This is a genomic window from Croceibacterium selenioxidans (genome assembly GCF_018599195.1).
Taxonomy (GTDB): Bacteria; Pseudomonadota; Alphaproteobacteria; order Sphingomonadales; family Sphingomonadaceae; genus Croceibacterium_A; species Croceibacterium_A selenioxidans.
In genome coordinates, this window is record NZ_JAHFVK010000002.1 from 987,909 (window position 1) to 1,008,993 (window position 21,085).

Annotated in this window: 17 protein-coding genes; 13 read left to right on the forward strand and 4 right to left on the reverse strand. The window is 63.8% G+C overall.

Annotation, left to right across the window (positions count from 1 at the left end):
• Nucleotides 1–31 precede the first annotated feature (31 nt).
• Nucleotides 32–1,240, reverse strand: coding sequence for a M20 metallopeptidase family protein (locus KK137_RS13625; protein WP_214537082.1), 1,209 nt, complete (start codon nt 1,238–1,240; stop codon nt 32–34).
• A gap of 206 nt (nt 1,241–1,446) precedes the next feature.
• On the opposite strand from KK137_RS13625, the gene KK137_RS13630 reads away from it, so the two are divergent.
• Both KK137_RS13630 and KK137_RS13635 read left to right on the forward strand, forming a co-directional pair.
• The gene (locus KK137_RS13630) at nt 1,447–2,472 is read left to right on the forward strand and encodes a diacylglycerol/lipid kinase family protein (protein WP_214537083.1); all 1,026 of its coding nucleotides are present in this window, start codon (nt 1,447–1,449) and stop codon (nt 2,470–2,472) included.
• On the forward strand, nt 2,469–3,377 hold the full coding sequence (locus tag KK137_RS13635) for a hypothetical protein (protein WP_214537084.1): 909 nt from the start codon (nt 2,469–2,471) through the stop codon (nt 3,375–3,377). The genes KK137_RS13630 and KK137_RS13635 overlap by 4 nt, the downstream gene beginning before the upstream one ends.
• A gap of 8 nt (nt 3,378–3,385) precedes the next feature.
• On the opposite strand, the gene KK137_RS13640 is transcribed toward KK137_RS13635, so the two are convergent.
• Nucleotides 3,386–3,898, reverse strand: a complete 513-nt coding sequence (locus tag KK137_RS13640) for a DUF2141 domain-containing protein (protein WP_214537085.1) — start codon at nt 3,896–3,898, stop codon at nt 3,386–3,388.
• 353 nt (nt 3,899–4,251) lie between these two features.
• Between KK137_RS13640 and rpe the strand changes: the two genes are divergently transcribed.
• From rpe to dxs, 6 genes are all read left to right on the forward strand, one after another.
• On the forward strand, nt 4,252–4,914 hold the full coding sequence (gene rpe, locus KK137_RS13645; protein WP_214537086.1) for a ribulose-phosphate 3-epimerase: 663 nt from the start codon (nt 4,252–4,254) through the stop codon (nt 4,912–4,914).
• A 68-nt stretch (nt 4,915–4,982) separates the two neighbouring features.
• Nucleotides 4,983–6,806, forward strand: coding sequence for a heparinase II/III family protein (locus KK137_RS13650; protein WP_214537534.1), 1,824 nt, complete (start codon nt 4,983–4,985; stop codon nt 6,804–6,806).
• A 60-nt stretch (nt 6,807–6,866) separates the two neighbouring features.
• Nucleotides 6,867–8,456 (forward strand): bifunctional phosphoribosylaminoimidazolecarboxamide formyltransferase/IMP cyclohydrolase, encoded by a 1,590-nt coding sequence (gene purH, locus KK137_RS13655; RefSeq protein WP_214537087.1) that lies wholly within the window; start codon nt 6,867–6,869, stop codon nt 8,454–8,456.
• A 237-nt stretch (nt 8,457–8,693) separates the two neighbouring features.
• Nucleotides 8,694–9,356, forward strand: coding sequence for a peptide-methionine (S)-S-oxide reductase MsrA (gene msrA, locus KK137_RS13660; protein WP_214537088.1), 663 nt, complete (start codon nt 8,694–8,696; stop codon nt 9,354–9,356).
• A 35-nt stretch (nt 9,357–9,391) separates the two neighbouring features.
• Nucleotides 9,392–9,853 carry a Fur family transcriptional regulator gene (locus KK137_RS13665; protein ID WP_214537089.1) on the forward strand — a complete coding sequence of 154 codons (462 nt, stop codon included), beginning with the start codon at nt 9,392–9,394 and terminating at the stop codon, nt 9,851–9,853.
• A gap of 123 nt (nt 9,854–9,976) precedes the next feature.
• Nucleotides 9,977–11,899 (forward strand): 1-deoxy-D-xylulose-5-phosphate synthase, encoded by a 1,923-nt coding sequence (dxs, locus tag KK137_RS13670; protein ID WP_214537090.1) that lies wholly within the window; start codon nt 9,977–9,979, stop codon nt 11,897–11,899.
• A gap of 43 nt (nt 11,900–11,942) precedes the next feature.
• On the opposite strand, the gene KK137_RS13675 is transcribed toward dxs, so the two are convergent.
• A complete protein-coding gene (locus KK137_RS13675) occupies nt 11,943–13,718 on the reverse strand; it encodes a peptide MFS transporter (RefSeq protein WP_214537091.1) in 1,776 nt (591 codons plus the stop codon).
• A gap of 132 nt (nt 13,719–13,850) precedes the next feature.
• Here KK137_RS13675 and KK137_RS13680 point away from each other — a divergent pair, with 132 nt between their 5' ends.
• Nucleotides 13,851–14,189, forward strand: coding sequence for a GntR family transcriptional regulator (locus KK137_RS13680; protein ID WP_214537092.1), 339 nt, complete (start codon nt 13,851–13,853; stop codon nt 14,187–14,189).
• A gap of 177 nt (nt 14,190–14,366) precedes the next feature.
• Complete coding sequence (locus KK137_RS13685; protein WP_055924420.1) at nt 14,367–14,648, forward strand: integration host factor subunit beta; 282 nt, start codon at nt 14,367–14,369, stop codon at nt 14,646–14,648.
• A gap of 135 nt (nt 14,649–14,783) precedes the next feature.
• Here KK137_RS13685 and KK137_RS13690 read toward each other — a convergent pair whose 3' ends face one another.
• Nucleotides 14,784–17,378 carry a TonB-dependent receptor gene (locus tag KK137_RS13690; protein WP_214537093.1) on the reverse strand — a complete coding sequence of 865 codons (2,595 nt, stop codon included), beginning with the start codon at nt 17,376–17,378 and terminating at the stop codon, nt 14,784–14,786.
• Between the two features lie 379 nt (nt 17,379–17,757).
• Between KK137_RS13690 and KK137_RS13695 the strand changes: the two genes are divergently transcribed.
• From KK137_RS13695 to KK137_RS13705, 3 genes are all read left to right on the forward strand, one after another.
• Nucleotides 17,758–19,008, forward strand: coding sequence for an MFS transporter (locus KK137_RS13695; RefSeq protein WP_214537094.1), 1,251 nt, complete (start codon nt 17,758–17,760; stop codon nt 19,006–19,008).
• The gene (locus tag KK137_RS13700) at nt 19,005–20,213 is read left to right on the forward strand and encodes an FAD-dependent oxidoreductase (RefSeq protein WP_214537095.1); all 1,209 of its coding nucleotides are present in this window, start codon (nt 19,005–19,007) and stop codon (nt 20,211–20,213) included. Before KK137_RS13695 ends, KK137_RS13700 begins: the two co-directional genes overlap by 4 nt.
• Nucleotides 20,214–20,280: 67 nt before the next feature.
• Nucleotides 20,281–21,069: an alpha/beta fold hydrolase gene (locus KK137_RS13705; protein WP_214537096.1), complete on the forward strand. Its 789-nt coding sequence runs from the start codon at nt 20,281–20,283 to the stop codon at nt 21,067–21,069.
• Nucleotides 21,070–21,085: the final 16 nt, after the last annotated feature.

Sequence of the window (21,085 nt, forward strand, 5' to 3'; positions counted from 1 at the left end):
GCGACCGCCTGTCAGCGTCGCGTTCCGCCGTTTATTCCCACCCGCGATCCAGGAATCGCAGCGCGCATCCGGCCAGAATCGCCGAGCCGCGCGGGAGGGCCGTCTCGTCGACCACCATGCGCGTCGAATGGATGCCGCAGCAGCCGGCCCAGTCGGACCCTTCCGCCGCCACGCCAAGGAAGGCCATGGCGCCGGGGACCTTCTCCAGCACGTAAGAGAAGTCTTCCGCACCCATGATCGGATTGGCGAGGTGTTCGAAGCAGCCGCCGGGCAAGTCGCTAGCCACGGCATCGAACACCGCAACGGCGCGCGCGTCGTTGATGGTCGGCGGGAAGCCTTCCGTCACGGTCACCTCGGCGGTGCACTCGTGCGCGATGGCAATGTGCTGGGCCAGGTGGCGAAGGGCGTCCCGCACTTCCTGCCGCCGCTCGGGGGAGAGGGTTCGGATCGTGCCCTTCAGCAGGGCCTGGTCGGGAATGACATTGTGCGCGCTGCCGGCGTCGAGCTGCGACACGGTCACCACCACCGCTTCGGCCGCGTTGAACCGGCGGGTGATCAACGCCTGGATCGCAGTGACGATCTCGCATGCCACCGGGACGGGGTCGCGAGTCTGGTGCGGCATCGAAGCATGGCCACCGCGACCGGTGACGGCGATCTCCAGCATGTCGGCCGCGGCGAGCAGGGCGCCGGTGCGGCTTCCGAGGACGCCGTGGCGATAGTTCGGCATGATGTGGAGGGCGAAGGCCGCATCGGGCAGCGGGATATCGCCGCCGCCGCCGAGGAGCCCGTCCGCGAGCATGAAGCGCGCGCCGTGATAGCCCTCTTCGCCCGGCTGGAACATGAAACGCACCTCACCCGCGAATTCCCCGCGTCGATCGGCAAGCATGCGGGCGGCGCCGGCGAGCATCGCGGTGTGAGTGTCGTGACCGCACGCGTGCATCCGGCCCGGTATGGTCGAGGCGAATTCGAGCCCGGTTTCTTCAGGCATGGGCAAGGCGTCCATGTCGCCGCGCAGCAGGACGGCGGGGCCTGGGCCCGTACCCTTGAGTATCGCCACGGCACCGGTGCAGGACGGGCCCTCGTGCCAGGTCAGCGGCACATCCGCCAACTCAGCTTTGACCTTGGCCAGAGTAAGGGGCGTCTCCAATCCGAGTTCCGGTTCGGCGTGGATAGCGCGTCGGAGGGCGACAATGCGCGGTGCAAGTGACTGCGCCTGTTCGAGGAGGTGTTCGGCGAGCATGACCTTGTCTAACCCGCCCTTCGCAATCGGGCCAGTACTGGTTACATGAATTACCGGTTCAGCCGTCATCCACTCGCATAACAATAGGGCGGGCGCATTGCGGACGGGCCGGAAGTACCCATCTAGTGCGGGTTCCGGACCCAGTCCGATTGGATTTTGACGAAAAACCGTAGTATTTTAACGGAGCAAGGGTTTAAGGCGGCGCCATGCACGGGTCTGTCCATCTTTTTGACCGATTGCCGGAAGTCGTGAAGCCGACCGCTCCGGTGGTTCAGGTCGCGGCTCCCGCGCGGCAGATTCCCCTCGTGGGTGTGATCCGCAATGCGCGGAGCCATCGCGAGATGGCACCCGTCGAAAACACCGCCAAAGCGACCCTGCTGTTGGAGTCCCCGGGCGACCGGGCTGACTTGCCCGCCATTCTGAGCAAGTTTGCCGAACGCCGGGTCGACTACATTGTGCTGGCTGGCGGAGACGGCACGGTGCGCGACGTGCTGACTTGCGGCGCGGGAATTTTCGGTGAGAGCTGGCCTCCGCTGATCGTGCTTCCCAACGGCAAGACCAACGCCCTGGCGGTCGATCTTGGGCTTCCGCTCAACTGGTCGCTGGCTGAAGCGGTTGAGGCCATTCACACGGGCCGGATCGAGCAACGCCGACCTCTGGCCATATCGTTGCGAGACAATGCGAACGCCCGGGTGCAGGGGTTCGTGCTGGGCGCCGGTGCCTACACGGCGGCGATCCAGCTGGGCCAGAAGGCGCACAAGAGCGGCGCTTTCAACAGTCTCGGGGTCGGCATTACGGTGGTCGGAAGCCTGTTGCAGGCGATCTTCGGCAGCGGCGGCAATGTCTGGCGGCGCGGCACCCCGATGCGACTATTCGATGGCGAAGGCCGTGAAGTCGAACACAGCGGGATCGGCCGTCTGGACGAGCGCTTCCTGCTGTTCATTTCCACTCTTCGCCGGTTTCCCGTTGGGTTGAGGCCGTTTCCCAACGGTGACTCGTCGACCATGCGTACCGCGCTGCTCGACAGTTCCAGCCGCAGCCTGCTTTTGCGCCTGCCAATGATCTTCCGCGGCAAGATTTCCCAAGGGATGCGCCGCGCCGGATATCACGTTGTCGAATCGGACTCGATCCAGCTCGATATCTCGGACCGCTTCATCCTCGATGGAGAAGCCTTCCCCGGAGGCCGGTACCAGCTTTCGCTCGGGCCCAAGCTGCGCTTCGTCGTCCCGTGAGCGGGGCTCTTGCCGCGCGGTTGGGCGCGGCACTGGAACGGCCCCTCGCCCCTGCAGTCGCAGAGTTCGCGCGCCAGATTGGCGAGGAAGCTGGTGCGCGGGCTGTGCTGTTCTACGGCTCGAACTTGCGAACCGGTTCCCTTGAAGGGGTGCTGGACTTCTACGTCCTGCTTCCAGGCGAAGTGGAAGGTGGAATTTGGCCGCGCGTGTCCTACCGCGAAAAGCCTCATGAGCGCCTTACGCTCCGCGCCAAGATCGCGACAATGAACCTCGCCACCTTTGCCGTCGCGGCCGGAGGAGAGAAACTCGATACGACGATCTGGGCGCGGTTCGTGCAGCCGGCCGGGCTGGCATGGGCGAACGATCCCGAGGTGGCGATCGAGGTAACTGCAGCCCTCTGTGCCGCCGCGCAGACCGCCGCGCGTCTTGCCGTTGTTCTAGGACCGGCCAAGGGTGTGGAGGAGGACTATTGGCGAGCGCTTTTCCGCGCGACCTATCGCGCGGAACTAAGGGTTGAAGCTGCTGGGCGCGAAGAATCGATCATTGCCGCCAATCGTGCGCACTTCGAAGGGTTGTTGCCCCTGGCGCTGACGGCGGACCGGGTTCCCTTCGTTCAGGCGGGTCATACACTTGAACCCACACCGGAAGCGGAGTGGCGTAGGGGGGTGGCGCGGTGGTGGGCGAGGCGGCGGCGGCTGGGCAAGCTGCTCAACCTCGCCCGGCTGGTAAAAGCCTCGACCACTTTCGACGGTGGGATGCGCTACATCGCCTGGAAAGTGGAGCGGCACACCGGCGAGACAATCGAAGTGACGCCCTTGCGCGAGAAGTACCCGCTCATCGCCGGCCCCGCAATTCTGCGACAGCTCCTGCGTGCGCGCCGCCGCGAGAGGAAGGCCGGGCGCTAGTCGCAGCCTTACATGTAGTGCAGGTTGATGGTGATCGACTTTACCTCTTTGCCGACCGGGAAGCTGGTCTTGGTGTAGCTCGGCTTGCCGAGATTGAAGATGGTGTAGGCCGGGTTGTTCGAGGCTCCGCCGCCATCCTGGGTCAGGTCGGTCTTGTCGTTGTTATTCACGTCGTGGCGCACGGCCACCGCGAAGTTCCCGGGCTCCGGCACGGGCAGACAGAAAGTCATCGATCCGGCCTTGGCCGGCAATTCGATGCGATAGAGCCAACGGCCGGATTCGAGCCAGTCCTGCTTGGTCGCGCGATAGATCTGGGCGCGGACCGTTCCTTCGCCGGACTTGATGCCGGTCACGCGAACGCTGACCGCGGGGCCAGCGCCGCGGCAGCGTGACATGTCGTTCCCGATCTTCTGCTTGTATTGCGCCTGTAGCGGCGCGGCGACGAGCAGGCCGGCAAGCGCAAGGCCGTTCAGACCCCACGTCACCGCTTTCACGCAATTAATATAGCCTGGTTTCACCATGCCCAGTCCGTCGGCTCCATTCGTTTCGTGCTAATAATGGCGGCCATTGGCAAGGCGCGCCCATAGTGGTGATGCGAACATATCCTTCGAACAAGTCCCTATAGGGCGGCGGTGAATTTGCGCTGAATTTTCAGTTAGCCCATCAGTCATGCGCCGCACGAAGCAGGAGTTTGGATAAAGGAGTGGCGTGGAATGCCGCCATTTCAAGAGTTGTCAACACACGCATGTCGATGGCGGCCGAGTTTCACGGGGGCCAAAACGTCTCATTTCCTGCCAGGGTGGATTTACCGTGTGGAAATCCCCTTCCTACGCCTTGTTGGTACCTGAAGCGCTGTTAAGGCATTGAAGGCGTCATGGTTCAACCGCTTATCTCGCCTTCGATCCTTTCCGCCGACTTCGCCCGGCTCGGCGAAGAGGTGCGCGCGATCGACGAAGCGGGGGCCGACTGGATTCATGTCGATGTCATGGACGGCCACTACGTTCCCAACCTGACGATCGGTCCCGGCGTGGTGAAGGCGCTCCGCCCGCACAGCGGCAAGGTCTTCGACGTCCACCTGATGGTCTCTCCCGTGGACATGTGGATCGAACAGTTCGCCGCCGCGGGCGCCGATATCATCACCATCCATCCCGAGGCAGGGCCACACGTCCATCGCTCGATCCAGGCGATCAAGGCGCTTGGCAAGAAGGCAGGCATTTCGCTCAATCCCGGCACACCGGCCAAGATGCTCGACTACCTGATCGACGAGATCGACCTGGTGCTGATCATGAGCGTCAACCCCGGCTTCGGCGGGCAGAGCTTCATCTCGAGCCAGCTGCGCAAGATCGAAGCGGTGCGCAAGATGATCGACAAATCGGGCCGCGACATCCGGCTGGAGGTCGACGGCGGGGTCACTCGCGAAACGGCGCCGCTGTGCATCGCGGCGGGTGCCGACGTGCTGGTGGCGGGCTCTGCCACCTTCGCTGGCGGGCCAGAGCGATACGCCGCCAATATCGCCGCTTTGAGGGGGCAGGCATGACGGAAATCGCGTCCCGCAATCGTTTTGTGACCGGGACGCGCGCGGCGGATAGCGAAACTCCGCCCGCCATGGCCATCCCACTCAAGCAGCGCGAGGAAGCGACAGTCGCTGCCGTTTCGGAACTCGTCACGCCACAGCCGATCGAGCCGGTCGCAACCGATACCGAGGTGCTTGAGACTGGCCGGGCGCTTGCCCTGACCGATTTTACGCCTCCGGACACCACGATGGGCGAGCGGCTGGTACGGTTCGCCTATCGCCTGGGCATTTCCGGACCGACGCTGGCTGCACCCTTCCGCAAGCCAGCGAAACCCCGCTTGTTGGCAACGGTCCAGAGCCCGCTCAAAGGCAATGCCGTTGCGGGCACGGCGCTGCGTGCGGGCCATTTCCTGGTCTATGGGGTCAAGTCGCCGATCACGCAGATCGACTTCGCGCCCGCCGCCCCGCACGTGCCTCCGTTGGAGCGCACGATCCATGCTTTCACCTGGTTGCGCGACCTCGAAGCCTGCGCGCCGCGCCAGCAATGCACTTCAACGGCCGAGCGTGTGCTTCTCGCCTGGCTGGATGCTAATGGCAAACCGGGCAAGGGTGCGGCTTGGAGGGTTGGCCATGCCGGCACGCGCTTGCTCGCGTGGTTTGTGCACGCGCCGCTGATCCTTGGAGGTAACGACAAGCACCTGCGCTCGCGAGTGCTCGCCTCGATGGAGGAGACCGCTCGCTGGCTCGACCGTAACGCCACCAAGGCCGACGACAAGGCGGACGAACTGGCGGCGTGGTGCGCCATCGTTGCGGCCGGCCTCCTCTTGCCTGACGGCAAGCCGCGCCGCCTGTTCGGTGAAGCCGGTCTCGCCCGGGCGATGGGGGAGATGGTCGGTGCCGATGGCGGCGTGCTCTCACGCAGCCCGCTAGGGCAGATGGAGGCCATCGCCCGGCTGACCGAACTGGCAGCTTGCTATCGCGCCACTCGCTGCGATCCGCCTCAGGCGGTCGAAACGATGCTGCAAATGCTGGTGCCGCCCCTGCTGTCGCTGACGCATGGCGATGGCGGCCTCGGTTGCTGGCAAGGCTCGGGTGCGGTCGGCGCCGATACTGTAGCGGCGCTCGTCGCCGCAAGTGGGGTGCGCACGCGTCCGCTGCGCGATTCACGTCAGTGGGGCTATCAGCGCGCGGTCGCGGGCAAGACGGTCCTGCAGTTCGACGCCGCCCCTCCGCCGCTCCCGCGCCATGCCCAGCACGGCTGCGCTTCGACGCTCGCGTTCGAGCTTTCTCACGGCGCGCATCGTCTGATCGTCAATTGCGGTGGCTCCGCCTTCGCCGGAGGACAGGTTCCGGTTCGGATCGAGCAAGGCCTGCGTGGCACGGCGGCGCATTCGACGCTGGTGCTGAACGACACCAACTCGACGGCTGTGGTCGTCGCCGGAAAACTCGGTGCCGGAGTGGCAGAGGTCGAAGTCGATCGCCGCACGATGACTGGTGAAAAGGGCGCGTCGGCGACACGGCTCGAGGCCAGTCACGACGGGTACGTTGCGCGGGTGGGCCTGGTGCACCGGCGCATCCTGATTCTGCGCGACGATGGCACTGAGCTGCGCGGAGAGGATTTGCTCGTACCGGCCGGCCGGAAGGGCAAGCGGGGCAAGGTCCCCTATGCCCTCCGCTTCCATCTTGGCCCGATGGTCGAAGTCACCGCGGGTGAAAGCGGGCGCGGCGCGACGCTGGCGCTGCCCGATGGCAGCTATTGGCAGTTCGTGACCAGCGAAGGCTCGCTGGAGGTCGACGAAAGCCTGTGGGTCGACGGAGAGGGTCGTCCGCATCCGGTGCAGCAGCTGGTGATGCAGGGCATGGTCTCGCGCGGGGGCGGCAACTTCTCCTGGCTTCTCAAGAAGATCAGAGCTTAGCTCACACCCAGACCATTACGGCGCTTCCAACACGGCGGGCTAAGCCCTAGGTAGCGGCCCATGACAGAAGTGACGATCAAGCGGGCGCTGCTTTCGGTGTCCGACAAAAGCGGTGTGGTCGAGCTCGCCTCGCGCCTCGCCAAGGGCGGTGTTGAGCTGGTCTCGACCGGTGGTACGGCGAGGGCGTTGCGGGACGCAGGATTGCAGGTGCGCGACGTGTCCGACGTGACCGGCTTCCCCGAAATGATGGACGGCCGGGTCAAGACGCTCCATCCGCTGATCCATGGCGGCTTGCTCGCCGTGCGCGACGACCCGGAGCATGCCGCAGCGATGGACGCTCATGAGATCGGCGGGATAGATCTGCTGGTCAGCAACCTTTATCCGTTCGAAGAGACGGTGATGCGCGGCGCCGGGCGCGACGAGATCATCGAGAACATCGATATCGGCGGCCCGGCGATGATCCGCTCAGCCTCGAAGAACCATGCTTTCGTGACGATCGTCACTGATCCCGAAGACTATCCGGTCCTGCTAGAAGAGCTGGCAGAGAACGACGGAGCGACCACGCTCGCTTTCCGCAAGCGCATGGCCGCCAAGGCCTTCGCCGCCACTGCAGCCTACGATTCGATGATCAGCCAGTGGTTCGCCTTTGCCGATCAACAGCGACTGTTCCCCGAGATGCTGGCGGTCAATGGCCGCCTGGTGGGCGAGCTGCGCTATGGCGAGAACCCGCATCAGAAGGCGGCGCTCTACACGCCGCTTGGGCCGCACATCAAAGGCCTGGCCCAGGCAGAGCAGGTGCAGGGCAAGGAGCTGAGCTACAACAATTACAACGACGCCGACGCGGCCCTGGAACTCGTTGCCGAGTTCAAGGATCAGGATCCGGCAGTGGTCATCGTCAAGCACGCCAATCCGTGCGGTGTGGCCCAGGCGACGACGCTGGAGGAGGCTTACCGCACCGCGCTGGCATGCGATGCGGTCTCTGCCTTCGGTGGCATCGTTGCGGTCAACCGGCCGCTTGACGGCCCCACGGCGCAGGCGATCACCGAGATCTTTACCGAAGTCGTCGTCGCGCCCGGCGCGGACGAGGCGGCGCGCGCGGCATTTGCGGCCAAGCCTAACTTGCGCCTCCTGTTGCTCGAGGATCTGCCGGACGCGCGCCGCGGCGGATTGCAGGTCAAGCCGATCGCCGGGGCCTTGCTGGTGCAGTCGCGCGATAACGGCGCGGTCGGCCTGCCCGATCTCAAGGTTGTGACCAAACGCGTCCCGACCGACCAGGAACTGGCCGACTGCCTGTTTGCCTGGACCATCGCCCGGCATGTGAAGTCGAACGCGATCGTCTTCGCCAAGGACAACGCGACGGCGGGAATTGGGGCAGGACAGATGAACCGCCGTGATTCCGCTCGCATCGCCGCGATCCGGGCCCGCGAGGCGGCTGAGGCGGCCGGCTGGCCGCAGCCGCGCACGGTCGGGAGTGCGATGGCATCGGAGGCGTTCTTGCCTTTCGCGGACGGGCTCGAAGCGGCGATCGAGGCCGGAGCCACCGCGGTGATCCAACCCGGGGGAGCGATGCGCGACGAGGACGTCATCGCCGCCGCCGACGCCGCGGGCCTGGCTATGGTATTTACCGGAATGCGCCACTTTCGACACTGAGCGAGGAGAGAGCGGATTGCGACGGCGGCGGCCATTCCTATATGAACGCCCGACAACAACCACGTTCAGAGTCTCTCAAGTACCTGTGAGGTAGAGCCGATGAGACAGTTCGATAGAGATTTAGGTATTTACCATGGGTTTGTTCACCCCAGACGTATTTCGGTCTTTCTTCGCCGGCTTCGGCATCGCCGCGATCGCGCTGGCGGTGTACATGCTTCCGCAACTGGTTTGAGCGGCATGCGCGCCTTGCTCGTGGCAGGCGCACTGGCTCTCGCCGGGTGCGGTTCGGCCGTAGCCGCGGAATCCACCTTCAACGCCCCTTCCGCCAAACGTGAGGCGAACGAGAGCGGCCTCAAGACCGCGATCTTCGCTGGCGGCTGCTTTTGGGGCGTCGAAGCGGTTTTCAGCCACACCAAGGGCGTGACGAGCGCGGTCTCCGGCTATCACGGGGGAAGCGCGGCGACGGCGCATTACGACATCGTGTCGGCGGGCGGCACCGGCCATGCGGAGTCGGTGAAGGTGACTTACGACCCCAAGGTCGTGCGTTACGATCAACTGCTCCAGATCCTCTTCTCCGTCGTGGCCGATCCGACGCTCAAGAACCGTCAGGGCCCCGACAGCGGCACGCAGTATCGCGCCGCTATCGTGCCGCTGTCGGCGGAGCAGAGACAGGTGGCCACCGCCTATCTCGCGCAGATGCGCTCGAGCGGGGTGTGGGACAAGCCGATCGTGGTCCAGATCGAGAACGCGAAGACCTTCTATCCGGCAGAGGACTATCATCAGGACTTCGCCAAGAAGAACCCGAACCAGGGTTACATTGTGCGTTACGACGCACCCAAGGTGGCGGCGTTCAAGGCGATGTACCCCTCGCTCTATCGCGCGGTGTATCAGACAGGCTGATTGCCGCCCGGCGGCACTAGCCCTATATTCCAACGATGGGACTTCATAAGCACCACGAACATACGGGTGAGCGGCTGGTCGTAGAGGCGGAAGGCGTCCTCACCGCTGCCGGTGAGCAGTGGACCGCAATGCGGTCCGACGTATTCGAGGCGCTGGCCGCGCAAGAACGCCCCGCTTCGGCTTACGACATCGCCGAAGCGGTCGGGAAGCGCCGGGGCAAGCGCGTGGCCGCCAACAGCGTCTATCGCATTCTCGACCTGTTCGTGCGCACCAATCTCGCCAACCGGGTCGAAAGCGCCAACGCCTATCTTGCCAACAGCCACCCGGGGTGTCGGCATGACTGCATCTTCCTGATCTGTGACGATTGCGGGCAGGCCACTCATCTCGACGACGATCGCCTCACCGGTGCCTTGCGCCAGGCCGGCCGTGAAGCCGGCTTCGCCGATGTGCGTCCGGTCGTTGAACTGCGCGGCATTTGCGAAGACTGCGCCGGGTAGCCCGTTAGCCGCTGATTCGAGTGAAAAGTGCGGGATACTCGCGCTTTTCACCGAATCCTCATAACAACCTCACCCGCCTTTCATCGACACGCGAAGGTCACAGGTGTAAGTGCCGCCCGAACGATGACTTCATTACCTCAAACACCCCTGCTCGACAGCGTCGCCACGCCCCAAGATTTGCGCCGGTTGGAGCGCAAGGATTTGCGCCAACTGGCAGACGAATTGCGCGCGGAAATGATCGATGCGGTCGGTAGCACCGGCGGCCATTTGGGTTCGGGCCTTGGGGTCGTCGAACTGACCGTTGCCGTCCATTACGTGTTCAACACGCCCGCCGACCGGCTGATCTGGGACGTTGGCCACCAGGCCTATCCGCACAAGATCCTTACCGGCCGGCGCGACCGCATCCGCACTCTGCGCCAGGGTGGCGGCCTCAGTGGCTTCACGAAGCGCAGCGAGAGCGAGTACGATCCGTTCGGGGCAGCGCACTCGTCAACGTCGATTTCGGCGGGTCTCGGCTTTGCCATTGCCAACAAGCTGGTCGGGGAGCCGGGCAAGGCGATCGCGGTGATCGGCGACGGCGCGATGAGTGCCGGCATGGCCTACGAGGCGATGAACAACGCCGAGGCAGCTGGCAATCGTCTTGTCGTCATCCTCAACGACAACGACATGTCGATCGCGCCGCCGGTGGGCGGCCTGTCGGGCTACCTCGCGCGTCTGGTTTCCTCGGCGGAGTTCCTCGGGCTGCGTGAACTGGCGCGGCGCTTCGCCCGCAAGCTGCCCGAGCCGCTGCACCGGGCGGCGAAGAAGACCGACGAATACGCCCGCGGCATGGCCATGGGCGGGACCTTGTTCGAAGAGCTGGGTTTCTACTACGTCGGCCCGATCGACGGGCATGACCTCGACCAGCTCGTCCCGGTGCTCGAAAACGTGCGAGACGCCGCCGAAGGGCCGTGCTTGATCCACGTCGTAACTCAGAAGGGCAAAGGCTACGCCCCGGCCGAAAACAGCGCCGACAAGTACCACGGGGTGCAGAAGTTCGACGTCGTGACCGGAGAACAGACCAAGAGCGCGGGCGGTCCGCCCAGCTACACTTCTGTTTTCGCCAAGGCCCTGATCGAAGAAGCGGCGCGCGACAGCCGCGTCTGCGCGATCACCGCGGCCATGCCCAGCGGGACCGGGCTCGACAAGTTCGAGAGCCTTTATCCCGAACGCAGCTTCGACGTCGGCATCGCCGAACAGCATGCGGTGACTTTTGCCGCCGGGCTGGCGGCGCAAGGCATGCGTCCGTTCTGCGCAATCTATTCGACGTTCTTGCAGCGTGCCTACGACCAGGTGGTGCACGACGTGGCGATTCAAAACTTGCCGGTCCGTTTCGCCATAGACCGCGCTGGCCTGGTCGGCGCCGATGGCGCGACGCATGCTGGCAGCTTCGACGTGACCTACCTCGCCACTTTGCCCAACTTCGTGGTCATGGCCGCGGCGGATGAGGCCGAACTGGTCCACATGGTGCACACAGCAGCCCTCTATGACGAGGGGCCGATCGCCTTCCGCTATCCGCGTGGAAACGGCGTAGGTGTGCCGCTGCCTGAAGTTCCCGAGGCTCTGCCGATCGGGAAAGGCCGCGTGGTCCGCCACGGCAGCAAGGTCGCGCTGCTGTCGCTCGGCACGCGCTTGGCCGAAGCCTTGAAGGCGGCCGATCAACTCGATGCCAAGGGCCTTTCGACCACGGTGGCCGACCTGCGCTTCGCCAAACCACTCGATAGCGAGCTCATCCGCAAGCTGATGGCGACGCACGAAGTGGTGGTGACCATCGAGGAAGGGTCAATCGGCGGGCTAGGGGCGCATGTGCTCACGCTGGCCAGCGACGAAGGCCTGACTGATGCGGGCCTTAAGATCCGTACAATGCGCCTGCCGGATCTGTTCCAGGACCACGACTCGCCCGACAAGCAGTACGACGACGCCCGGCTCAACGCCCCGCATATCGTCGAAACGGTGCTGTCGGCCCTGCGCCACAACAGTAGCGGCGTGGAAGAAGCCCGGGCCTAGAGCCGCTGGCTTGGCGGCCCCAGGTCGTCACCGACAACGCTAGTTAGCTGGTAGCCGGGTGAATGCCGGCTTCCTGTGCCTCGACGCCGGCCTGATGTTCACCAGCCAGGCTGCCGTCGTCACTCAGGGTGTTCAGGTGCATCAGTTTCTTGATTAACGGCGAAATCACAAGGATTGCCACGCCGACGCCGACGGCAATCCAGCCAATCGTGCTGTAGACATCAAGGACGGTTTGCTTGCCCGCGGCTTCTCCGCTCGCGCTCTCGGAGCCAGTCGCGGCCGCAATCAGGCCGGCGGTGAAGTTGCCCGTGGCCGAAGCGAAGAACCAGGTACCCATGATCAGCGAGGCCATGTGCGCCGGTGCAAGCCGGTTCATCGCGCTGAGGCCGACTGGGCTGAGGCACAATTCACCGGTCGTGTGCAGGAAGTAGATGAGGAAGATGAACACCAGTGGGATCAGAGCCTCGTTGCCATTGGAGCCACCCGCCACCAACACCAGGAAACCGGCGCCGAGCTGGACGCACGCGAGGCCGAACTTGGCCGGCGCCGAGGGTTCCAGTCCGCGGCGTCCCAGAGCCGTCCACAACCACGCGAACAGCGGTGCCAGCAACACGATGTAAATAGCGTTGAGCGACTGGAACATCGAGGCAGGAATGTTCCAGCCCAGGACCTCGCGGGCGACATGGCGATCGGTCAGAAGGTTCAGCGAGGATCCGGCCTGTTCGAACAGCGCCCAGAACAGGATTGATCCCATGATTAGGAACATGGCCGCGAAAATACGGTCGCGATCATGATTCGCGCGGCCGATCGATTGCCAGATCACGATGACGAGCGACAGTGCGAAGCCGGCCAGCGCCAGGTTCTGCGCGGCCGTGGCGGTTATCGCTTCGATGAACATCATAATGAAGGCGGCGATCGCCACGAGACCGCCAAGGGCGAATAGCGCCACGGGCACGCGCGGCGCCGCAGAATAGGAGCCGTAGACGAACCCAAAAGTGGCAACGCCCAGCACGTACAGGATCAGGATGGTGCCTCCGATCCCCAGCAAGGTGCCTACCACCGCCTGGTTCTGTACCAACCACCAGCATACCGCCACCGCGACCAAGCCGGACAGATAGAGCAGCCATTCGAGCTTGATACCTGCCACTGGCTTGGAGAGAGCCGCGGGATCAGGGGCCTCGCCACGGCCCATCAGCAGCGGCTTGCCCCAGACGAACACCACGAGGCCCAGCAACATGCCCACGCCCGCTGCTCCAAAGCCGTAGCTCCAGCCGTAGGTTTCGCCGAGATAACCGCAGAGCAGCGAACCGAGTGCCGCACCCAGGTTGATGCCCATGTAGAAGATCGTGTAGGCGCCGTCGCGCCGCAGGTCGGTTCTGGGATAAAGTTGGCCTACGATCACCGAGATATTGGCCTTCAGGAAGCCGGATCCGACGATAATAAAGGCCAGCGCCAGCCAGAAGACATTGAGCGAGGCGGCGTCCTGCCCGCCCGCGCCCTCGAAGCCCATCAGGAAGTGGCCGAACGTCAGCAAGACCGCGCCATATAGCACCGCCTTTCGTTGACCGAGGTAGCGATCGGCCAGATACCCGCCGATGACCGGCGTGATGTAGACGAGCGCGGTATAGGCGCCGTAGACGACGCTCGATCGCTCATCCGAAAATAGCCAGTGTTTCGTTAGGTAGAACACCAGCAGGGCGCGCATTCCGTAATAGGAAAAGCGCTCCCACATTTCGGCGAAGAACAGGATGAAGAGCCCCTTGGGATGCCCAAGGATCGTGCCACGCGCGTCACCACTTTCGGCAAATTGGCTGGCCATCGTCGTCGTGTTTCCTCTCCGTTCCAAGGGGCGCAACCTAGCGCAACTTTCGGTCATGTGAAGGCGTTTTTGTTACAGTGGAAACCGGCGGAACCCTTGCGCGACCCGCTGTATTATGGCACTGCATCACTCATGGCTGACAGTCGACCCGTATATCTGCGCCTCCGCGATCAGATTGCTGCGGCGATCATCGATGGGACATATGCCGAAGGTGACATGCTGCCCTCGGTTCGCGCGCTTGCTGCGGAACAGGGCGCCAATCCGCTGACCGTGGCAAAGGCCTACCAGCAATTTCAGACAGATGGCCTTGTCCGTGTGCAGCGCGGCGTTGGAATGTTCGTTCGCGAAGGAGCGGCAGCACACCTAAGGGCCGCTGAGCGCACGCAGTTCCTTGAAGACGAATGGCCACAGATACGCGAACGCATGGCCCGGCTTGGTATCCAGCTTGCCGACGTGCTGGACGAAGCCTGAAAGAACGGCCTCCGGCGGCAAATCGTTGATGTCGTGATTTTTTGACTCCCCCGGATTGCTTCCGGGCGGGCAGTCTGTCAAATTATTGGCATGGGTCGCATAGGCCGTACTCCACGCGCAAGGGTACGGACATGGAACCGGTACGTCATAACGATGGCCGGGTGAAAGGGGTAGTCCATGATTAGATCGGAGCTTTTGGAAGCACTGACGGCTGATAACCCCGACTTGCGACCCGATGAGGTCGAGCAAGTGGCGGACATCTTCTTCGAAGAGATTGGTGCGCGACTGGCAGAGGGTGGCCGTGTCGAGCTTCGCGGTTTTGGCACCTTCTCCACCAGGCTGCGCAATGCCCGTACCGGGCGCAATCCCCGAACTGGTGATCCGGTCGACGTACCTTCGAAGCGGGTACCCTACTTCAAGCCGGGCAAGGAGATGCGCGAACGGCTCAATACCGATTGAGCCATCTCGCTGATCGACCAAGATCACGGCCCGCGCTTGCGGGCCGTTTTCTTTTGCGCTGCTTGAGGCTCCAATAGAAAGGGCGCGGACCCGAAGATCCGCGCCCCTCTCCCCTTCCCGCCGAAGCGGATTAGGTCAGAAGTTGCGTTTTACCGACACGGCCCAAGTGCGCGGCAATCCCGGGACGCCGGTCACCGAGCCGAGCGACTTGGTGATGTCGCTCACGCTGAGGAAGTAATACTTGTCGAACAGGTTCTGCACCTCGAGACCGACTTCCCAGTCTTGATCCTCGGTGGTGTACCAGATCCGCGCGTTTGCCAGGAAACGGCCTGGCATGCGGCTCCACGAAGTGTTCGTCGTTTCGGTGAAAACCTCCGAACGATACGCTCCATCGAACCGAAAGTGAGTCGTGCCCGGCCCTACGTCCGCGTCATATTGGACCCCGAAGCTATAAGTCCAGTCGGGCGTGTAAGGGAACGTCTCGTTGCCGGTCAGGCCTGCCGCGGCAACAGAAGCTTTGTCATAGTTGACGTCGATATAGCTCAGCGACCCGTCGATCGAGAGGTTGTCGATCGGATAGATCGTCGTCTCCAGTTCGAACCCCTTCACAGTGGCCTCGCCGACATTGGTCGGGCGAAGGCACGGCGACGACGGACAAGCCGAGAGGATGAGAATGATGTCCTGGTAGTCGTTATAGAACACCGCGCCGTTCAGCCGAACGCGCCGGTCGAAGAAGTCGCTCTTGAACCCCAACTCGTAAGTGATGAGGGTTTCCGGGTTGAACGGCTTAATCTGATTGCATGGGTTGGGAGCTACATAGCCGGGGGCGTCGCATTCGCCGGCGGACGGGCCGAAGAACGGACGCGGGTTCACGCCGCCGCCCTTGTAGCCGGTGGCGATGGAGGCATAGGCCAGGAACTCGTCCGAGAAGCGGTAATCGGTGGCGATGCGCCAGTCCCACCGCGAGCCCTTGAATTCGCCCGCCAAGTCGAAAATGCCGTTGAGCAGGCAGTTCGGGCTATTGCCAATCCCAGTCGGACCGGCGGTGCCCGGAGGGGCGGCGCCGGTGAAGAATTCGCACGGCCCCGGGATGGTGCCGTCCGGATTGCGCCGGAAGTAAGTGTAGGTCTTCTCGTCCCACGAACGGCGCAGGCCGCCTGTGATCGACCAGTTCTCGACCGGATGCACAATGGCGTTGGCAAACAGCGCCTTCGAGGTCGAAGGCGTGGTGTCGGGGCCATGCAGGAAGTCGATGCCGGCATAGTTCAGATCGACGCGGGCGGTATAGCTGCCCTCCTGATCCATATAAAACCCGCCGACGGTGTATTCGACCAGCCCGTCACCGAATTCGCCGTTGAGACGAAGTTCTTGGCTCCACGCGCGGTGGTCCAAGCGGTTGTCTAGCTGCGCGACCGGCACGGGCGACGCGTCCTGGTCCTGGCCGAACTTGGTGGTGTATTCGCGCCACGAGCCAACCCAGTAAAGCTCGAGGTTGTCGGTGATATCCCACGAAACGTTGCCCATGAGGCCCCAGCCGTTGAAGTCCTGGTTCTGGAGCGCGGAGTAAGGTTTGAAGGGCGCTTGCGAGGTAGGCGCCGTGCCATCAAGGAAGTTGGCGTACGAGATGTAACGCGGGTCACCGTCGTAAATGCTCGAGCTGAGGTTATCGCAGCTGTACTGCCCTGCTGGCACGAAGCGACAGTCATAGGGGATCGCAGTCCCGTCCTTGCCAGGCAACCAGGCTGGCTGCCCCGGGCCCACGCCTTGCGCTAGTCCGGCGTTCGCATCACCGGGTGCAAGCGAAGGGTTGAACACCGGATTGCTGGCGTTCTGCGGTTTGCCCGCCGCGATCAGTACAGTAGGCTGCGGTTCCGACCGCTCACGAGTATAGTCGGCAGACAGGTTGACTTCGACGGTGCTGCTGGGCTCCCAACGGAGCATGATGCGTCCGGCGCCGATAGACTGGCCGCCTTGCGTTCCGACGACCGGGTAGGCACCGCGGGCGTTGTTCGCCGGCACGTTTTCGTTGGGATGAGCCACGCCATAGTCGAGCAGGTCGACATACCCGTCACGGCCCTTGAAAATCCCCGACGCGCGAACGGCGACCTGATCGTTGACCTTGAAATCGGCCATGCCGCGAACGTCGATGCGGTTATACGAGCCGTAGGTGACTTGAAGCGAGCCGGAGCCGTCACCGCTCGGCTTTTCGCTGAACAGTTTGATCGCACCACCGATGGAGTTCTTGCCGGCCAGCGTACCCTGCGGGCCGCGCAAGATTTCGATACGCTCTACATCCATCAGTTCGAGCAGCGAACTCGACAGGGTCGGGATATAGACGTCATCGACGTAGAGGCCGACGCCAGGGTCGAGTGCGTAGTTGAAGTCGGTCTGGCCGACGCCACGAATAAAGGCGATCAGACCGGTGCCGCCGTTTTGGGGCTGCGGTGTCAGGGAGACGTTCGGCGCCTGCGCCGCAACTTGGGCGATGTTCGTCTGCCCACGCGCGTCCAGCATCTCGGAATTGACCGCGGTGATCGCGATCGGCGTGTCCTGCAAATTCTGCTCACGGAACTGCGCAGTCACGGTGATGACGTTGGTGCGCCCGTCTTCGCTCTCTGTAGCAGCAGGTTGAGCGGCAGGCTGAGCCGCGTTGTCTTGGGCGAAAACGGGCGTGGCCAGGCCGGCAACTATCGCCAGCGACGACACAACGCCAAGCGTTTTGAATCTCATCAGGCATCCTCCCTTAGCGGGAACGTTCGTGCGTTCCTCGCTCTATCCCGAATCCCGCATCAGCCCCTTGTTGGGAACGCTGCGAATACGAATTGGTCAGGAAGTGACCGTGTTCCTTTTTGTGAAGGACCGGTGCGACCCACTCCCTCTCCCGCTAGTTGTAATAGCGGAACTGAATCCCGCAAAATAGAGCGCTATGCACAATGGTTGATCCGAATGCTGGCCGGTGTCGCAATCAAGCAACACAGTTCGACTGCTAAGTAGTCTGAATCTTGCTTGGTGCGTTCTAGCAACGCTTCTCGGGATGGAGGGCTCTAGACGGGCCTCGATCGCGAACATACGCTGTCTTCCATAAAGAAAACCGGTTTGGGGGAATGAGATGGCAACGGCCGCGCCGCCGCAATCAGGACTTCGAGGATACGAGCTGCGCGTCCTGCTGCTGCTCGGGCTGGCGTATGGCTTTGCCTATTTCGACAGGATGGCCCTGACTTTCCTTGGGCCGGAAGTGCAGGCCGAACTGGGGCTCAGCAACGAACAAGTCGGATGGCTGGGCTCCGGATTGTCCGCCACCTGGGCGCTCGGCGCCTATCTCGTGGGCCGATGGTCAGACTCCATCGGCCGCCGGAAGCCGTTCCTGATCGGCGCCCTTGTGCTGTTCTCTTTCTGCTCAGTCCTGTCGGGCATCGCTTGGAGCTTTGGCACGCTCCTGGCGACACGGATCGTCATGGGCGCGGCAGAGGGCCCGTTCCTGCCGATCTGCCTGGCGATCATGGTCGCCGCCTCGGCCGAAAGCCGCCGCGGGCTCAATGCGGGGATCGTGCAGAACGTGTTCGGTTCGATCATCGGTACCGCGCTCGCGCCCTTCATCCTCATCCGCATCGCCGAGGCGAGCGACTGGCGCATGGCCTTCTTCATCTCCGGCATTCCCGGCCTGATCCTGGCGCTGCTAATCTGGCGCCTGATCCAGGAGCCGGAGCAGCCACCTGCCGACCCCGCCGCGGCGAAGGTCGCGCTCTCACCCTGGGCGATGCTGGCCGAACGCAACATGTGGCTTTGCGGGCTGATCAGCTGCTTTGCGGTCGGCTCGGTAGTAATCGGTTCGATCTTCATGCCGCTCTATCTGGACGGTCCGCGCGGATACGATCCGCTGACCCGGGCCAATGTCATGACCATGGTCGGCTTCTGTCCGGCGATCGGCGGCGTGCTGGTGACGGCGCTTTCAGACCGGATCGGACGCAAGCTGCCGCTTATCGTGTTCGCCTTCCTGATGGCGCTCGCTCCGGCGGCGCTGCTGTGGTTCCAGGGACCGGTTCCTGCGCTCACGGCTCTGATCTTCGTGAGCTGGATGGGGCTGGGCACCTTTCCGCTGTTCATGGGCGTGATCCCGGCCGAAACGATCGGGAGAGCGCGGGCGGCCACGGCCATGGGCCTGGTGGTCATGATCGGCGAGTTGACGGGCGGCGTGTTCGGACCGCCGATAGCGGGACGCCTGGCCGATAGCTTCGGCCTCGACGTCGCGCTTTATATCCAGGGCGGGCTGGCGCTCGCCGCTGGTCTGACAGCGCTTTTTGTGGTCGAGACAAACCCGCGCGTACTGGCCCGGCGCGCGCCGGCAGGAGTTGTTGCATGAGTGTGGTGAGTCGTCAGATTATTGTGGTGGGCGCGGGGCCGGTCGGGCTCCTGACAGCGCTCGGCCTGGCCCGGCAGGGCGTTGAAGTCACCGTGCTGGACAGCGAGCCCGAAGTCGTCCGCTCGCCACGCGCGGCGGTCTACTTTCACACCACGATATCCATACTCAAGAAGCTCGGCCTCTCCGACGAGGCTCACGAGATCGGTCTGACCTCTACCGAGTTCAAAATGCACTGGCTGGAGACGGGCGAGGTCATGTCGTCGGACATGCGCGATGCGCTCGAGCCTGGGCAGGAGTTCGATCACAACCTGCATTTTGGTCAGCACATCCTGGCCGAACTGGTGATGAGGCATCTGGCGCTGCTGCCCAACACCGAAGTCCTCTGGAACCACACGGTAAAAGCGCTGGGGCAGGACGGCCGCAAGGCTCGCGTGCTCGTCGATACCGAGGATGGCGAGGTCACGTTCGAGGCCGACTGGATTATCGGCACCGACGGCGCCCGCTCGACGGTGCGCAAGCTTGCGGGCCTGCCCTTCGAAGGCTTCACCTGGCCCGACCGGTTCGTGGCGACCAATATCGAATACCCTTTCCTCGACTTCGGATTCTGCAACGCCAACATGGTCGTCGATCCGGTCAACTGGGCGGTGATCGGTCGCCTGGGTCGCGAAAACCTCTGGCGCCTGACTTATGGCGAAGATGCGGAGCTGAGCGAGGCTTCGATCCTCGAGCGCTTGCCCGAACGGTTCGCCGCGATCCTGCCCGATCCTTCGGTGCCCTACCGGATCGACAACTTCTCGCCCTACCGCGTCCATCAGCGTTGTGCCCCGAGCTTCCGGGTCGAGCGGGTCCTGCTTGCGGGCGACGCCGCCCACGCTTGCAACCCTTGCGGTGGCCTGGGCCTCACCGGTGGGGTGATCGACGCCGACACGCTGTCGGACACCCTGGGCGCGGTAATCGCCGGCCGGGCGAACGAAGGCGTGCTCGACTTCTATTCCGCGGAGAGGCGGCGGGTGTTCCTCGAGGTGACCTCGCCCATGTCTACCAACTTCAAGCGCCTGTTGTCCGAAAGCGACCCGGCGCGGCGGCAGCAGGACAAGGCGGAGATGTTCGCCCAGGCGGACAAGGGCGGCGCGGAAGTACGCGCCTCCTCGCTGGCCGAACTGATCAAGGGCGCGGCGATGCCGGTCGGGCCGCTGGCCGCGTGAGGGTGCCCTTGCGCATCTCCGCCCGCATGGTAGCGCCGCGCCCGCACTATCGCGCACGGGAGATCGCATGAGCAAGTGGGCCTACAGCACGGACGGGTTCGACCGCATCGTTCACCGCATCGACGGGGTCGAGACGGTCACTTATGCGATCGGTCAGGGAGAGCCGCTGGTCTACTTCCACGGCGGCGGCACGTTCCACGGCTTCGAATGGGTCCGTCCGCTGGCCGGCGAGTTTCGCGTGTTCTGCCCTTATCATCCCAATTTCGGCGAAAGCGGCGATGCCGAGCTGGGAGGGATGGGTGACTATGTCGCGCATTACGAGATGCTGTTCCCGGCGCTTGGGCTCGACACCTTCCATCTCTGCGGGGCGTCGATGGGCGGGCACATGGCGGCGCGCTATGCGGCGGCCAATCCGCTCGATGTCGAGAAGCTGGCGTTGGTTTCGCCCGCCGGGCTCAAGTCCGATCGCGCCTCGATCCCCGACTTCTCGAAGGTCGCGCCGCAGGATATCCCTGCGATGTTCGTGGCCGATCCTGCGTGGGTAGCGCCGTTCTGGCCGGCCGACCCTTCACCCGAATGGGCCGCCCTGCGTGCTCGCGAATCCGCCGCCGCATTCGCCTCGCGCGAGGACTTGTCGTTGACCGACCGGGCCCTGCGCGAGGGCCTCAAGGGTTTCGACCGTCCGACCTTGCTGCTGTGGGGCGAGAACGACCGGATCGTCCCCCTGGGTTACGTTCCCGAGTGGGAGGCGGTGCTTCCGCATGCCGAGCTGGAGATCATCCCCGGCGGCTCCCACCTGCTGCTCGACGAATTCCCGGCTGCCGTCGAGGCGCTGCGCAGTTTCTTGAAGGGATAGGCGACGAGTTCCTCCT

Bases quoted from the DNA above. Each gene is read 5' to 3' on its own strand.
- KK137_RS13625 (WP_214537082.1), bottom strand. From the start codon at position 1,240: ATGCTCGCCGAACACCTCCTCGAACAGGCGCAGTCACTTGCACCGCGC.
- KK137_RS13630 (WP_214537083.1), top strand. From the start codon at position 1,447: ATGCACGGGTCTGTCCATCTTTTTGACCGATTGCCGGAAGTCGTGAAG.
- KK137_RS13640 (WP_214537085.1), bottom strand. From the start codon at position 3,898: ATGGTGAAACCAGGCTATATTAATTGCGTGAAAGCGGTGACGTGGGGT.
- rpe (WP_214537086.1), top strand. From the start codon at position 4,252: ATGGTTCAACCGCTTATCTCGCCTTCGATCCTTTCCGCCGACTTCGCC.
- KK137_RS13650 (WP_214537534.1), top strand. From the start codon at position 4,983: ATGGCCATCCCACTCAAGCAGCGCGAGGAAGCGACAGTCGCTGCCGTT.
- purH (WP_214537087.1), top strand. From the start codon at position 6,867: ATGACAGAAGTGACGATCAAGCGGGCGCTGCTTTCGGTGTCCGACAAA.
- msrA (WP_214537088.1), top strand. From the start codon at position 8,694: ATGCGCGCCTTGCTCGTGGCAGGCGCACTGGCTCTCGCCGGGTGCGGT.
- KK137_RS13665 (WP_214537089.1), top strand. From the start codon at position 9,392: ATGGGACTTCATAAGCACCACGAACATACGGGTGAGCGGCTGGTCGTA.
- dxs (WP_214537090.1), top strand. From the start codon at position 9,977: ATGACTTCATTACCTCAAACACCCCTGCTCGACAGCGTCGCCACGCCC.
- KK137_RS13675 (WP_214537091.1), bottom strand. From the start codon at position 13,718: ATGGCCAGCCAATTTGCCGAAAGTGGTGACGCGCGTGGCACGATCCTT.
- KK137_RS13680 (WP_214537092.1), top strand. From the start codon at position 13,851: ATGGCTGACAGTCGACCCGTATATCTGCGCCTCCGCGATCAGATTGCT.
- KK137_RS13685 (WP_055924420.1), top strand. From the start codon at position 14,367: ATGATTAGATCGGAGCTTTTGGAAGCACTGACGGCTGATAACCCCGAC.
- KK137_RS13690 (WP_214537093.1), bottom strand. From the start codon at position 17,378: ATGAGATTCAAAACGCTTGGCGTTGTGTCGTCGCTGGCGATAGTTGCC.
- KK137_RS13695 (WP_214537094.1), top strand. From the start codon at position 17,758: ATGGCAACGGCCGCGCCGCCGCAATCAGGACTTCGAGGATACGAGCTG.
- KK137_RS13700 (WP_214537095.1), top strand. From the start codon at position 19,005: ATGAGTGTGGTGAGTCGTCAGATTATTGTGGTGGGCGCGGGGCCGGTC.
- KK137_RS13705 (WP_214537096.1), top strand. From the start codon at position 20,281: ATGAGCAAGTGGGCCTACAGCACGGACGGGTTCGACCGCATCGTTCAC.